We start from the raw sequence: 14,611 nt of genomic DNA on the forward strand, positions 1-14,611 counted from the left end.
GAAACATCTACAGATATAGATATGCGCATCTATCCGGTAGCCTGCGCAGGAACCGCCCTGGTCAGAGCTAGCAGGAACCGCCCTGGTCAGAGCTAGCAGGGACAGCCCTGGTCAGTGCTGATGGGCCTGTTCGGCGATCTCGAGCACCTGGGCCAGCCATGGCGTGAACTTGCCAGGGTTCTCCGCCAAGTCGGCACGCACGGCCTGCGCCGGGATCCACGCCCAGCCGGCGATCTCGGCCGGGTCCGGTTGCGGGGGCAGGTCGCCGACGGCGCCGATCAGGACGTGGTCGTATTCGTGTTCGATGCGACCGGTCCGCTCGTCGCCGGCGCGGTAGGTGAACACACCGACCTCGGTGAGCTCGGCGACCATCCCGAACTCCTCGCGCAACCGGATCGCGGCGGCCTCGACAACCGCCTGACCGGGCGCCGGATGCCCACAGCAGGTGTTGGCCCACTGCAGCGGGAACCTGGTTTTCACCGCGGCGCGCTGCTGGAGCAGGACGTGCCCGTGCCGGTCGAACAGCAGCACGGAGAAGGCGCGGTGGAGCGTGCCCGGTGGCCGATGAGCATCGGCCACCGAGCACGCTCCGATCGCTACACCTGATTCGTCGACCAACTCGACAAGCATGGCTTCACGGTCGGTCGACGGGTCGGCGAGCTGTTCGGTCACCTGGACACCTTATCGGCGACGATCATCAGGTACTGGAAGCTCCCCTCGCGGTAGGCGGTGAGAAAGGGCTGCTCGACGCCGGTGGCGAGCTCGGAATGGGTGCGCAACTCCCAGTACGGGATGGTGTCGGGGGTGAGGTCGACGACCGTGGTGGGGACAAGGCCGCTGTCGGACATGGCGCGGAAGTACTCGCTGCGCGGGTGGATCATGCAGCCGTAGTGCGCGTCTATCCAGCTGACCGAGGCGGACCGGCCGCCGGTGACATCGTTGGAGCAGCCGGTGATGCACACGTACCGGCCGCCCGGTTCGAGCACGCGGGCGAATTCGTCGAAGAGATCGAAAAGGTCGACGTACATGGTGGTTTCGTTGGTCCAGATGGCGCGGGCCGACTCGTCGGCGAAGCCGGTGTCGAGCATATTGCGGAAGTGGAACCCGACCCGCTCGGTCACCCCGCGAGTCTTGGCCTGATCGTTGGCGAAGCCGACCTGGTACTCGGAGATGCTGACGCCGTCGACGTGGCAGCCGAATCGGTCGGCGGCCATGAAGCTGGTGCCACCGCGCCCGGATCCACCGTCGATCAGGCGGTCGTCGGGGGTGATGCCGCCGAGGTTGTCGAGCAGGTAGTCGGCCTGGGCGGTCTCGAGGCGGTGCAGTTCGCGCACGATCCGTTCCTGGCGGGTCTGTTCGGGGCCCTCGATCACCGACCAGTCGGGTTCGCCGATGCCGTAGTGGTGGTGGTAGAGGCCGTCGACCTTGCCCAGTTCGGTATTGACCCGGTCGTCGTTGGGATTGTTGTTCCAGTACGCCGCGACCGAACGCTGGTAGGTGGTGCGCAGGACCGTGCGGTCGGGGGTGTTGACGATGGTCATCTGTCGTCCTCTCCTGGTGTGGTGTCGTGGTAGCGGCGGCTGCCCGCATGCCAGGCGCGGTTGCCACCCATCCAGGCCCATAGGCCGGCCAGGAAGCGGCGCAGCTGGGGTGAGCCCGAGGCGGCGAGTGGGGCCGCCTCCCGTTCGAAGCGGTGCATCAATTCGTCATGGATCTGGGCTGTTCGCTGCACGGCCTCGGCCCGGCTGCAGCCCTCCTCGGCGGCCAAGACCGTCGGCAGGTTGAACTCCCTGCCACCCGAAAGATCCTCGCGCGCCATCGAATACAGGTCGTTCACCATCTGGGCGGCCAGCGCGGCGGTGGTGACCACCCGTCGGACCGCGGGGTCGGCGTAGTCGGCGGCGCTGAGTTCGTAACCGCCGACCGCGTCGATGGGTGCCATGCACGGCAGGAAACTGTGTGGCTGCCGATTGGTCAGGTACTCCCAGACCGGTGGCATCCGGTGTGCCGCGCGCCAGCCCGCCTCGGCACCGAGTGCGATGAACCATCCCGCGATCTCGGTGCGTAACCGGGCGAGCTGTGCCGGGCTCGCGAACCCCGCCAGGTGCGCGAACGAGGTGCGGAACGCGCGCAGGATCGGGTCGGCCTGCATGGCCTGTTCGAGCCTGGGTGCGTAGCGGGCGGGCAGATGGGCTGGATCCATCGCGGCGGCCGCCAATTCGAGCCTTGGCCCGAGTTCGGCGGCGGCGCTGGACGGGGTGCCGTCGGGTGCGGTGTCGCCAGGGGCGTCCTCCTCGCAGTAGTAGTCGTCGACCGACCATTCCGCCACCGCGCAGCGCGCGGCGCCGAGCAGCAGGTGCGGATCGTCGCAATCGGGATGGGCGAGCATGATCAGCCGTCCGAAATCGGCCTTGCCGAGCTCGTCGAGGCGCCCTTCGTAGAGACCGATCTCGGCAGCCCAGGCGAGCAGACCCGCGTTGACGGCCTCGGCCAATGCCGGGTCGTCGCGCTCGGGAGGTGGGCAGTAGAGAGCCGGAATAGCCTGTTGACCAATGGAATTCGACGATCCGGCAGGGGAGTGCTGGGTCGGGAACAATCGCAGGCCGGAAGTGCCGAGCCCAGTCGGGCCGAGTAAACGACGTGGCGTGACGGTGCCGACTCGGTGCGGGGTGTGGGTGGCCTCTTCGGGTGGCGAGAGTGAAGCCCGTTGTGTGAGCGGTGATTTCGGGACGCTGGGTCGGGGTATCGACAGTAGTGACGAAGCTCGCCGGGGCGGTGGCGTGGCGCCGGCGAACAGGTCGGCCGGGGCGGCGGCGCCGTGTAACAGGGCCGCCACCGCGACGGCCAGATCGCCGGCCGCGATCGGGGCACCGGCCCTGGTGAGGATGGACACCGTCCGCGCCGATCAGTCGGCTCGGCGTGCGACGAGCACGTCGTCGAGTACGCCGAGCGCATCGGGAACGAGGACCGCGGCGGAGTAGTAGCAGCTCACCAGGTACGACATGATCGACTGGTCGTCGATCTGCTTGAACCGGACGTTGAGGCTCGGCTCGTATTCGTCGGGAATACCCGTCTGATGCAGACCCACGACACCCTGATCCTTCTCACCGATACGCATCGCCATGATCGATGTGGTCTGGGTGTTGCTGACCGGGATCTTGCCGCACGGCAGCAAGGGCACCCCGCGCCAGGCAGGCACCCGGTGACCCTGGTACTCCACGGGATCGGGATACAGCCCGCGGCGCGTACATTCGCGACCGAACGCGGCGATCGCTTTCGGGTGTGCGAGAAAGAATTTGGTGCCGCGCCGCATGCTGAGCAACTCGTCCATGTCGTCGGGGGTCGGCGCTCCCGATTCGGTGGTGATGCGCTGTTTGAGATCGCAGTTGTGCAGCAGACCGAACTCGGGGTTGTTCACCAGGTCGTATTCGCGTCGTTCGTAGAGTGCTTCGACGGTGAGTCGCAGCTGTTGGTCGACCTGGTTCATCGGATCGTTGAACAGGTCGGCGACGCGAGTGTGGATCCGCAGCACGCTCTGAGCCAGGCTCAGTTCGTATTCGCGGGGGCTGGCGTCGTAGTCGACGAAGGTGCCCTCGAGCAGGGGTTCGCCGGAGTGGCCGGAGGAGATCTCGATATCGGCTTCGCCCTTGGAGTTCTTGATCCGGCTCGACAGCTGGGCCGCTTCGGTGCGGATCTGATCCAGCTCCGGATTGAGCTCGAGGAACTGCTCGAATTGTTGCCTCGGCAGGCAGAGAATGGTGGTTTTGGTCACCGTCTTCACCGTGTCCGGCCAGATCGCGGAGGGATCGGTGAGCATTTCCTCGCCGTAGTAGTCGCCGCCGGAAAGCATGCCGAGTTTGGTCGACTCGCCGTATTCACCGGAGCCGAGTCGGGCGAGTTTCCCGTGAACGACAAGGATTACCTGATCCATCGGGTTGCCGAATTCGGCGACTACTGTTCCCGCATCGAGGTCGTACTGCACGAAATTCTCCGCGAGCGGCCGCAGGAGCTGGTCGTCGTCGATATCGCGCAGCGGCGGAAGCTCGCGCAGTTCCTGGGGTATCACCCTGGCCCTGGATCCGTCGACGACGAATTCGACTTCCCCGTTGCCGACGGTATGGGTGAGCCTGCGGTTGACCCGGTAGATACCGCCCGCGACCTGCACCCATGGCAGTGCGCGTGACAACCAGCGCGAGCTGATGCCCTGCATCTGCGGTTCGGACTTGGTGGTATGTGTCAGCTTTTGCGCGGCCGTGGTGCTCAGGCTCTTGCGCGCGGAATTGTCTGTGGGCAACGGCATTTCGATGGTCATGGCATTTGTCCTCACCTCGGGACGGAAATCGGCACGGCCGATCGGCCTGCGTGACGCGACAGTGCGCGACAGGCTTGGGGGGTGGGTAACAGTGCGAAGCGAAATGGTCCTGCGCGAAATAGATGGTCCAGCGCGGAGAAGGTCTGGCATGTGAAACGGTGTTGCACGAAACCTGATGTGTGTCAGTACGTTCCGGACGTCAACGATGTTAGGTGGTCGATGTGGCCGCGCGTAGGGAATTCGGGAAAACATAGTGATGACCGGGAGATCCGTTGTGCGGGAGGCGATTGCGGACACGGGGATGTCCGGGAACAGCCGACGGATCGACATCGCGACCAGGCCGTCGTCGTTATCGTCGAATGATGCTCACCTGAGGGGATGGGGTGCCGACTGGCTGGTCACCGGCACCGCCGCCCACGCCCACCTGTTCCTCGGTGGGCAGTTCGCTTCTTTCCGGACGCGATGTGACCCGAATCGCCGCAACATGCGGCCTGTCACAGGCGACACATAATGGAGGTCCGGTGTGGTTAGCTCGTATGAGCACATCGGGGTGTGTGAGGTGTGTCACTTTAAGCAGGTAGGGCCAGGTGGGAACGGTGGATATCAGTCCAAAAGGTGTGGTCGGTTCGGTGCAGCGGTTGCTGGCTACCGCGCAGAACGGGCTGGAGGTGATCCGCTTCGGCGGGTTGTCACACGATGTCGAGTCCTCGCCCTTCGAGGTCGTCGAGCGTAGGCGCATGTATCGGCTGCGGCACTACTTCCCCGACGATACGACGCCCGGCCGTCCGGTGGTCCTGCTCGTGCCGCCGTTGATGGTGAACGCCGACATCTGGGACGTGAATGCGGCAGGCGGCGCGGTCGGCATCCTGCACGCCAGCGGAATCGACTGCTGGGTCATCGATTTCGGCTCGCCCGCGACGGAGGAAGGCGGCTGGGAACGCGACCTGGCCGACCACGTGCTCGCGGTGAACTCCGCCATCGACACCGTCTGTGAGGCCACCGGCGCGCAGCTGCACTTGATGGGGTACTCCCAGGGCGGCATGTTCGCCTACCAGACCACCGCCTACCGCTACGGCAAAGGTGTGGCCTCCATCGTCACCTTCGGCAGCCCCGTCGACATCGTCGCCGGTATGCCGTTCGGGCTGCCCTACGGCGTGGTCTCCGAGGTCGCCGACTTCCTGGCCGACCATGTGATGCACCGCCTGCCGATCACCGAGTCGATGGTGCGCATCGGCTTCCAGATGCTCGACCCGGTGAAGACCGCCAAGTCGCGGATCGACTTCCTGCTGCAGCTGCACGACCGGGAAGCGTTGCTGCCCAAGGAACGTCAGCGCCGCTTCCTCAACAGCGATGGCTGGGTGGGGTATGCGGGCCCGGCGGCGGCCGATCTGCTCAAGCAGTTCGTCGCCCACAACCGGATGATGCTCGGCGGCTTCGTGATTCGCGACCATCCGGTGTCGCTCGCCGAGCTGAAGTGCCCGATCCTGGCCTTTGTCGGCGAGGTCGACGATATCGGTCAGCCCGCCGCGGTGCGTGGCATCGTGCGGGCCGCGCCCAATGCCGAGGTGTACGAAGCCAGTTTGGTGGCAGGACATTTCGGGCTCGTCGCCGGTTCGACGGCCACCAACCACACCTGGCCGATGGTGTGCGACTGGATCGCGTGGATGGACGGCAACGGCACCCTGCCCGAGCAGATCGTGCCCATGCAGGAACACGTCCCGAGTACCGCGCCGCGCACTGCCGCCACCCGGATGGTCCACACGGCCGCTGGACTGGCTGAGGCGGGCGCGGGCGTCGGCAAGGCGCTGGAAGGCATCGCGGGCAACACGATTCGCGGCTCGATCGACATGGCAGGGGAGGCCGCGCGCGCACTGCCCCGGCTGACCCGGCTCGGGATGATTCAGCCGCACACCCGCATCTCGCTGGGCAAGCTGCTCAACGAGCACGCGCGCCGCGCGCCGCAGAAGGACCTTGTTCTGTTCGATGACCGGGTGCACACCAACGCCGCCGTCGAGGAGCGGGTCGACAATGTGGTTCGCGGCCTGATCTCGGTGGGCATCCGGCCCGCGATGCGGGTCGGGGTCATGATGGAGACGCGGCCGAGCGCGCTGGCCTCGGTCGCCGCGCTCTCGCGCATCGGTGCCGTCGCGGTGCTACTCGCACCGGGCGCTGCACTCGACCGGGCGATCGAGCTGACCGGCGTGCAGACGTTGATCACCGACCCGGAGAACCTGCGCACCGCCGCCGCGACCGCCGCGAGGGTGCTCGTGCTCGGTGGCGGCGACAGCCGTGCACTCGCGGTTGCGACCAGCGACCGGGTGATCGATCTCGAGCAGATCGACCCTGCGAAGGTGCGGGTGCCCGCCTGGTATCGGCCGAACCCGGGTCTGGCACGCGAACTCGCGTTCGTGCTGGTGGTCGGCTCGGGCGACCGACTCGAAGCGAAGTACATCACCAACCACCGCTGGGCGCTGTCGGCGTTCGGCACCGCGAGCGCGGGCGACCTCGACCGGCGCGACACCGTGTACTGCCTTGCGCCACTGCATCATTCGTCGGGGCTGCTGGTGAGCCTCGGTGGGGCGATCGCCGGTGGCAGCCGGATCGCGCTGGCCAGGCCGATGGACATGGACCCGGGCCGCTTCGCCGAAGAGGTGCACCGCTACGGCGTCACCGTCGTCACCTACACCTGGACCATGCTGCGCGATCTGCTCGACGCCCAGGTCTTCCCGGCCGGCCACAACCATCCGATCCGGCTGTTCATCGGATCCGGTATGCCCGCGGGACTCTGGCGGCGCACGGTCGAACAGTTCGACCCGGCCAGGGTGCTCGAGTTCTACGCCTCGATCGACGGTGATGTGGTGCTGGCGAATGTCACCGGCGCCAAGATCGGGTCCAAGGGCAGGCCCGTGCCCGGCACCGCGCGCGTGGAACTGGTCGCCTACGACCCGGTCAGCGAGCAGATCCTCGTCGGCGACGACGGATTCGCGCGCCGCTGCGCCGACAACGAACCCGGCCTGCTGCTCGGCAAGGCCGTCGACGGTGGCGACATCTCCGACGGCGGGCTGCGCGGGGTATTCCAGGCCGGTGACGCCTGGTGGCCGACGGAGAACCTGTTCCGGCGCGACAGCGACGGTGACTACTGGCTGGTCGACCGCCGCGACACGGTGATCCACACCGCGCGCGGGTCGGTGTTCACCCAGCCGATCGTGGACGTGCTCAACGACATCACGCCGGTCGACATGGAGGTCGCGTTCGGGCTGAAGACCCGGGCGGGCACGATCGCGGCGGCAGCGCTGAGCGTGCGCCGCGGTTTCCGGATCGAACCGGGCGATGTCACCGAGGCGATGCGCGGGCTGGAGCGCAGTCAGCGTCCGGACCTGGTTTACGTCGTCGACGAGATTTCACGCAGTTCCAGCTTCCGTCCCTCGGCGTCGGCGGTCATGGCCGCCGGTCTGCCGGCGCCGGGACCGACCACCTGGTTCTACAACTGGGACACCGACGCCTACGAGGTGCTCACCGCGTCAGAGGTGGAGCGGTTGCTGGGCTGAAAAAGGTCCCCGCCGACCATCTCTCGGTCGGCGGGGAAGCCGAATACTCCGTAGCATCGCGTGGGCTAGTCGTTTCACCGATGTTCCAGAGGATCTTTTCGTGAGCACCAGCCTGATCTATCGCAGCGGAACCGTGTACGAAGTACTGATGCGGGGGTTGTACGGCCGTCACTACGACGGGCGTTTTCAGCCGATTGCCGCCCTGATCCCACCGGGGGCCAGCGTCGTCGACGTCTGTTGCGGCCCGGCGACCCTGTTCACCAAACATTTGCAGGAAAAATCCGTCGACTATCGCGGGCTCGATCTCAACGAGGGATTCGTGGCCGAACTGACCCGAGTGGGTGGACACGGCGAAGTGTGGAACGTACACGCCGACGATCCGCTGCCGCCCGCCGACTACCTGATCATGCAGGCCAGCCTCTACCACTTCCTGCCGGACCCGGAACCCGTCATCGCTCGCATGCTCGCGGCGGCCCGCGTGCAGGTGATCATCGCCGAGCCCGTCCGCAACCTCGCGACCAGTGACAATCGGGTGCTCGCCACCATCGGTCGACGGTTCACCAACGCGGGAGACGGCGCCAAGGAAGCCCGATTCACCGAGCCGAGCCTGGATGCGTTCTTCCGGCGGTACGGGGCACGCGTGTCCTACCGGGCGTTGATCGCGGGCGGGCGGGAGAAGCTCTACGTCCTCGACGTCTGAGTCAGACGGTGAACGCGGTGACCGCGTCGACGACCCGAGCGACCTGATCGTCGCTCAGGTCCGGCCACAGCGGGAGCCGAACGACCGTGCCGGAGAACTCGGCACTGCGCACGCACGGATTCGGGGTCCGGCCGAGTTTGAATCCGGCCGGGCTCGAATCGAGCGGTACATAGTGGAACGGCGCGGAGATCCCGAGCGAGCAGAGGTGGCTGATCAGGTCGTCCCGGCGGGCCTCGGTCGGGGTGCGCAGGTAGTACAGGTGCGCGGTGTGCTCACGGTCGTCGGGGACGGTCATCAGGCGGATATCGTTGCGCGCGGCCCAGTCCGGCAGCGCGCTCGCGTAGCCGTCCCACACCCGATGGCGACCGGCCTGGATGACATCGAACTCCGCGAGTTGCGCGTCGAGCACCGCCGCGTTGAGTTCACTCGGCAGGTAGCTGGAACCGATGTCCTGCCAGGAATACTTGTCGACCGCGCCGCGCAGGAAACGGGCCCGGTCGGTGCCCTTCTCGCGGATGATCTCGGCGCGCGCCATCAAGATCTCGTCGGTGAGCAGCAGGGCGCCGCCCTCACCGCAGTGCACGTTCTTGGTGTCGTGGAAGCTCAGCGTGCCCAGCGTGCCGATGGTGCCGAGGGACTGGCCACGCCAGCGACCGCCGAGGCCGTGCGCGTTGTCCTCGATGATCGCGAAGCCGTGCGCGTCGGCGAGCGCGAGCAGCTCGGCCATGTCCGCGGCGACACCGCCGTAGTGGATGACGACGACGGCTTTGGTACGCGGCGTGAGCGCGGCGGCGACCGAGGCCGGATCGAGATTGCCGGTGGCGAGATCGATATCGGCGAAAACGCACGTCACGCCGCGCAACGCCATCGACGTCGCGGTCGAGGTGAAAGCGAAGCTGGGCACGATCACTTCGTCGTCGGGGCCCAATTCGAGCAGGAGGCCCGCCATTTCGAGCGCGGAGGTGCACGAGGTGGTCAGCAGTGCGTGCGGGGCCTCGGTGATGGCCTTGATCTTCGCTGTGGCCGACGCGGTGAACGCGCCGTCGCCGTGACTGTGATCAGAATTCAGCACCGCCTCGAGGTTGGCCAGTTCCTGGCGCGCCCGAAACGGTCGGCTGAAGATGATGCGGTCACTGCTCAACCCGGTCGGTCTCTCTCTTGGTTGTGGTCGCTTCCCGATGACCGGGACGCGGAGTCGGTGAGTCTACGGTGAGGTACAGCGGCTTACCCACCAGGACGTGCAGCGCGACGCCGAGGTATTCGGCGATCAGTCCCAGCGAGAACAAGGTCGCACCCGAACACAGCAGCAGCACGACGATGATCGATGCCCACCCTTCGGGCGCGCCGTCCCCGGTGAGATGCTGGCCGATGATCACCGCGGCGAACACCAGCCCGCCGAGCGCGAGGGTCACGCCGAGCATGCTGACCAGCCGCAGCCCGCGAGTGCCGCTGCACAACACCATCTTCCAGAACAGCGAGAACAGCCGACGGTAGTTGTACCCGGACTCGTCGCGGCCCTCGGCCCGCAGCTCGACCGGCACCTGCGCGACCGAGCCGACTACCCAGGTGAGGGCGACGTCGAGGTAGACGCCGTTGGACGCGACCCCGGCGAGCTGGCGGCCGATATCGCCGCGGATGAGCCGGTAGCTCTCGAAACGGCTCGAGTCGGGGAAGGCGAACAGCGTCGCCAACACGATCTTCGCGCCGCGCGAGGTGATGTTGCGCAGGAAACCGTGCGGGCGGGTGTTCACCGGCTTCGAGTACACGAGGTCGGCCCGCTCGGTGAGCGCCGCATCCAGGAACTTGCCGATGAACGACGGATCGTGCTGACCGTCTTCGTCCATGGTGATGATCCAGTCGCCGCCCGCGGCCGACATACCGGCGATGGTCGCCGCGTCCTGGCCGAAGTTGCGGCTCAACCAGACGGTGCGCACCTCCTCGAAGATGTGTTCCAGTTCCTGGAGCACAACATCGGAGTGATCGGGGCCGTGATCATGGACCAGGACGATCTCGTCGACGACGAATGTGACGCCACCCGGTGTTTCGGTGGGTCGGCTCAGCTTGTGCAGTTCGCCGACCAGGCCGCTGATGGTCTCCTCGCCGCGGTAGATCGGCACCACGACCGAAACCCGATGTGGGCGAGGGCCGTCGGACGCGTCGGCATGACCGTTCGGCGTCGGAGGAACGGGGCGGTAGGTCGGCGAGGTGGGAATCGGCATCAGCTGGATCGACTTTCGAAGACGGTGCGTGCCGGTACTCCCTGCGTGACAGCAGAGTCCGAGCCGGTGAACTCTAACACGGTACAGCCTGGCCTACTCGGAGCTGCGCCGAGGGAATCTGGCTGACCCACTGCACCGTGAACGGTCGTTCGATGTAGGGTCTGGGACTCGTGACCGACAGTGCTGACCTCGATGCGCGTAGAGACCCTGATTCGCGACGCGATGTCGTGCGATGGGGGCTCGTCACCACTATCGGGGTGATCCTCGGGTACGTCGCTGTGCTGCTGGCCAACGCACGTCATTTCTTCACCGACGACACCGAGTCGCAGTACACCTCGCTGTGGGTGACGCTGGGCCGCGAGATGCGCGAGGGCCGGTTCCCGGCGATGGTTCCCGAGCAGTGGATGTCGGGAAACAACACGATGGACGATGCCGGGCTGTTCAACCCGCCGCAGTTGCTGATCGACCTGATCGCGCCGTCGGTGGACAACATCGCGCTCTACGCGACCGTGGTGAAGTTGATCTTCTCGATCATCGCGGGTCTGGGTGTGTACCGGATCTGCCTGGCCTACGGTGGTCGGCTGTCGTGGTCGGCGGTCGCGGGCGTCGCGTTCCCGCTGTCGGGCTTCTTCCTGTTCTTCGACACCGCGAGCTGGATGACCGCGCTCACCGGCACCGCGTGGATGGTGCACGCGTGGGCGTCGTCGGTGCGCTACGCGCGGGGAACCGGCGGCCCGATCCCGGTTTTCGTCTTCCTCTATCTGACGATTTCGGTGCAATACATCTTCCCTGCGGTCGAAGCGGTGTTGATGCTGTTCGCCGTCGCCGTCGGCGAGATCATCTACCAGCGCGCGTGGCGGCCGGTGCTGCGGTTGGCGCTGGTTTCGCTGTGTGCCGGACTCGCCGGTCTGCTGACCTACCTGCCGAGCATGCTCTCGGCCAAGGTGACCTGGCGCGGGACCGCGCAGATCATCAACGACCAATTCCTCACCGTGCCGTGGTCGGAGTCGCTGAACGCGAGCCTGCCGAGCACCTTGCCCGCGTTCACCTCGTGGTGGGGCTACATCCAGCCCATGCCGGTCACCTATATCGCCTGGTTCCTGGTGCCCGCGCTCGCCTTCATCGATTGGCGCAGGGCCAAGGACTGCTGGCGTGAACTCAGCGCGGTCGGGATCTTCGCGATCATGATGCTGATGTGGACGGCCGGTCCCGGCACGGTCGGGCCGCTGCGGTGGCCGGTGCGGGTGCTGCCGATGCTCGCGATCGGTCTGCTCGTGCTGGTCTGCGTGTTGCTCGGTCGTTACGCCACCACCAAGGACCTGAAGAATCGCGGTATCGCCGCCGGTGTGCTGATCCTGCTGCTGTGGGTTCGGTCGTTCTCGGCCGCGCCCGATGACTGGTACTGGCACCTGCTGTCGGCGGTCGCGATCGGTGCGCTCGGCGCCGGGCTGATCTGGCTGGACAAGACCCGTGGCGTCGCCGCCGCGTGCCTGCTCGCCATCACCGCGATGTTCCCGATCGTGTATCTGCAGGTACGTGACGCGCAGCCGACGCCGATGTCGTGGAACCTGCCCGCCTCGCGGTCCGAGGCCGCGGCGAAGTTCCCCGATTTCACCGGCAACACCATCCAGCTCGGTGACCGTGGGCTGCTCCAGCCCAAGGACAAGAGCGTGGACGGGGCCTACGCCTCGCTCGTCTTCGGCAACTCCGCCAAGGGCCTCGGCCTGAACTATGTGAACGGCTACACGCCGACCGGGCACTTCTACTTCGGCGAACTGCTCTGCATGCGCTGGGACAGCAGCGTGTGCCCCGACGCCTACCGGCGGATGTTCGCGCCGGAGGCCACCACCGGGCGGCCGTTGGCCGATCTGATGAACCTGGACCGGGTCGTCGTGCAGAAGGCGCTGTTCCCCGACGTGGTCAACCAGGAACCGCCCGCCGGGTGGAAGTGGGTCGACTACCCGGGCCACGAGGCCTACATCGGCGTGCTCGAGCGGGTCGACGGGCCGATCTCGAGCAAGAACGGTCGGATCACCGATGCCGCGGGCGTTACCGCGACGTCGCTGTCGGAGAGCTACACGAGCACCCGCGCACAGGTCAGTTCGGCCAACGGTGGCCGGATCGTGCTCTCGCGCCTGGCGTGGCCCGGCTATCGGGCGTCGCTGAACGGCACCCCCATCCCGGTGACGCAGATCGCCAAGTCGATCCTGGCGGTGGACATCCCGGCGGGAACCGACAAGGCCGAACTCGATGTCACCTGGCGTCCGCCGGGCTGGAAGATCGGCATCGCGGCCGTGCTCACCGGGCTGGCCGGACTCGGTGTCGCACAGTGGTTCTACGTGCGTGGACGTCGTCGCGGTGCCGAGAGCGAGGCCACCGAACCGACCGCCGACACCGCCGAACGTGAATTGGTGAATGTGCCGTCATGACAGCCGACTCACCGCATGTCGCCGACGCGCCGACCGGCCTGCTGCTGCGGGTCGTGCGGCGCCAGGAGCTCGCGTTCGCGCTGATCGGCGGCTTCAACACCGTCCTGGGCATCGTGCTCACCGTGGCCTGGATGGCCGTTCTCGGTGATTCCGTGCCGCCCGCGATCGCGGTGGCGCTGGCCTACAGCGTCGGCCTGGTCAGCGCGTTCGTGCTGCACCGGACGCTGGTGTTCCGGGTGCGTGGGCATGTGCTGCGCGACTTCCTCGGGTTCGTGGTGGTGAACTCGGGGGGACTCGTGCTGAACATGGCACTGCTCTCGCTCGCGGTGTCGGTGTTCGGGCTGCCGCGGATGCCGTCGGCGGTGGTCGTGCTCGGCCTGGTCGCGGTCGGCAGCTACTTCGGTCACCGCCACATCTCGTTCCGCCGTGGCTCGGATTCTCCGGCGTCGGTGACGGCGGGGTAGGTTGTCGGTTATGGCGCAAGAATCCACGATCGACGCGACTCTGCTCGGCCTGCTCGCCTGCCCCCAGGACAAGGGCCCGCTGCAGTTGGTGCGCACCGAAGCCGATGCGAGCGTGCTCTACAACCCCCGCCTTCGCCGCGCCTACCCGATCGACAACGGCATCCCGGTGCTGCTGATCGACGAGGCCCGCGACGTCACCGACGCCGAGCACGAATTCTTCGTCGCCGAGTCCTGACCGGCGCCGCGCGACACCGCATCCGCCCTCGTGCGGGTGCGGTCGCGCTGAGTCACCAACTGCTGGTGCCGATATCGCCCGTCAGGTAGCGCTGGACGACCGGCCCGACAGCATCGACTACGGCATCGATCGGCATCGAGGCCAGCGGTTCCAGCGCGATGATCTTGCGGGCGGTCAGCACCCCCACCATCTGGGACGCGGCCAGCGAGACCCTTGCCCGTCCGTCGTCATCCGGGGTCGCGATGCGCACGCGGACCCGTTCCAGCACCACCTGGAGCAGGAACGAGCGCGCGAGATTCTGATCGCCGCCCGCGAAAATACTGCGCACTATGGCCACGATGCCGGGTCCGGCGGGGGAGTCCCACACCGTGACCACCGCGCGCACGATGGTCGGCCCGAGCTCGTCGACCGGAGCGGCGTCGACCGCGCGCAGGGTCGTGTCCGGGTCGACCGGGAAGTCCACCACGGCGGCGAACAGCTGCTGCTTGTTGCCGAAATAGTGGTGTACCAGCGCCGGGTCGACATCGGCATCGGCCGCGATCGCACGGATCGATGTCTTGTCGAACCCGGCGCTTGCGAACCGCACTCGCGCCGCGTCGAGAATCGCCAGCTTGGTGTCGGCATTGCCCGGCCTGCGCCCGGTGCGCCCGGATTTCGCTGTGCCGGAACCGGATTCGCCGTCACTCATGGTGGTCCTCTCGTCG

The 14,611-nt window shown here is 66.9% G+C and carries 12 protein-coding genes; 5 read left to right on the plus strand and 7 right to left on the minus strand.

Translation table 11 applies throughout. The annotated features are described in order from the left end of the window. Positions 1 to 111: 111 nt before the first annotated feature. Genes idi through ACTWPB_RS18505 form a run of 4 tightly spaced genes read right to left on the minus strand, consistent with a single transcriptional unit; the run spans position 112 to position 4,312 of the window. Positions 112 to 672 carry an isopentenyl-diphosphate Delta-isomerase gene (idi, locus tag ACTWPB_RS18490; RefSeq protein ID WP_446221855.1) on the minus strand — a complete coding sequence of 187 codons (561 nt, stop codon included), beginning with the start codon at positions 670 to 672 and terminating at the stop codon, positions 112 to 114. After that, positions 669 to 1,541: a geranyl diphosphate 2-C-methyltransferase gene (locus ACTWPB_RS18495; protein ID WP_446221856.1), complete on the minus strand. Its 873-nt coding sequence runs from the start codon at positions 1,539 to 1,541 to the stop codon at positions 669 to 671. The genes idi and ACTWPB_RS18495 overlap by 4 nt, the downstream gene beginning before the upstream one ends. Next, positions 1,538 to 2,893: a family 2 encapsulin nanocompartment cargo protein terpene cyclase gene (locus ACTWPB_RS18500; RefSeq protein ID WP_446221857.1), complete on the minus strand. Its 1,356-nt coding sequence runs from the start codon at positions 2,891 to 2,893 to the stop codon at positions 1,538 to 1,540. Before ACTWPB_RS18500 ends, ACTWPB_RS18495 begins: the two co-directional genes overlap by 4 nt. A gap of 12 nt (positions 2,894 to 2,905) precedes the next feature. Continuing rightward, the gene (locus ACTWPB_RS18505) at positions 2,906 to 4,312 is read right to left on the minus strand and encodes a family 2B encapsulin nanocompartment shell protein (protein WP_446221858.1); all 1,407 of its coding nucleotides are present in this window, start codon (positions 4,310 to 4,312) and stop codon (positions 2,906 to 2,908) included. A 596-nt stretch (positions 4,313 to 4,908) separates the two neighbouring features. Between ACTWPB_RS18505 and ACTWPB_RS18510 the strand changes: the two genes are divergently transcribed. Beyond that, a complete protein-coding gene (locus ACTWPB_RS18510) occupies positions 4,909 to 7,860 on the plus strand; it encodes an AMP-binding protein (protein WP_446221859.1) in 2,952 nt (983 codons plus the stop codon). A gap of 100 nt (positions 7,861 to 7,960) precedes the next feature. Next, complete coding sequence (locus ACTWPB_RS18515; protein ID WP_446221860.1) at positions 7,961 to 8,560, plus strand: class I SAM-dependent methyltransferase; 600 nt, start codon at positions 7,961 to 7,963, stop codon at positions 8,558 to 8,560. A 1-nt stretch (position 8,561) separates the two neighbouring features. Here the strand turns inward: ACTWPB_RS18515 and rffA are convergent, their stop codons facing one another. Both rffA and ACTWPB_RS18525 read right to left on the minus strand, forming a co-directional pair. Then, a complete protein-coding gene (gene rffA / locus ACTWPB_RS18520; RefSeq protein ID WP_446221861.1) occupies positions 8,562 to 9,701 on the minus strand; it encodes a dTDP-4-amino-4,6-dideoxygalactose transaminase in 1,140 nt (379 codons plus the stop codon). Then, entirely contained in the window at positions 9,691 to 10,779 is a 1,089-nt protein-coding gene (locus ACTWPB_RS18525) for a glycosyltransferase (RefSeq protein WP_446221862.1), read from the minus strand. The genes rffA and ACTWPB_RS18525 overlap by 11 nt, the downstream gene beginning before the upstream one ends. A 170-nt stretch (positions 10,780 to 10,949) precedes the next feature. Here ACTWPB_RS18525 and ACTWPB_RS18530 point away from each other — a divergent pair, with 170 nt between their 5' ends. From ACTWPB_RS18530 to ACTWPB_RS18540, 3 genes are read left to right on the plus strand one after another with little or no spacing between them, the layout of a single operon-like run. Beyond that, the gene (locus ACTWPB_RS18530; RefSeq protein WP_446221863.1) at positions 10,950 to 13,208 is read left to right on the plus strand and encodes a hypothetical protein; all 2,259 of its coding nucleotides are present in this window, start codon (positions 10,950 to 10,952) and stop codon (positions 13,206 to 13,208) included. Then, entirely contained in the window at positions 13,205 to 13,672 is a 468-nt protein-coding gene (locus ACTWPB_RS18535; RefSeq protein WP_446221864.1) for a GtrA family protein, read from the plus strand. The genes ACTWPB_RS18530 and ACTWPB_RS18535 overlap by 4 nt, the downstream gene beginning before the upstream one ends. Positions 13,673 to 13,682: 10 nt before the next feature. Further along, positions 13,683 to 13,907 carry a Trm112 family protein gene (locus tag ACTWPB_RS18540; protein ID WP_378917571.1) on the plus strand — a complete coding sequence of 75 codons (225 nt, stop codon included), beginning with the start codon at positions 13,683 to 13,685 and terminating at the stop codon, positions 13,905 to 13,907. A 52-nt stretch (positions 13,908 to 13,959) separates the two neighbouring features. Here ACTWPB_RS18540 and ACTWPB_RS18545 read toward each other — a convergent pair whose 3' ends face one another. Beyond that, positions 13,960 to 14,595 (minus strand): TetR/AcrR family transcriptional regulator, encoded by a 636-nt coding sequence (locus ACTWPB_RS18545; RefSeq protein WP_446221865.1) that lies wholly within the window; start codon positions 14,593 to 14,595, stop codon positions 13,960 to 13,962. Between the last annotated feature and the right edge of the window lie 16 nt (positions 14,596 to 14,611).

Source organism: Nocardia sp. IBHARD005, from assembly GCF_052814245.1.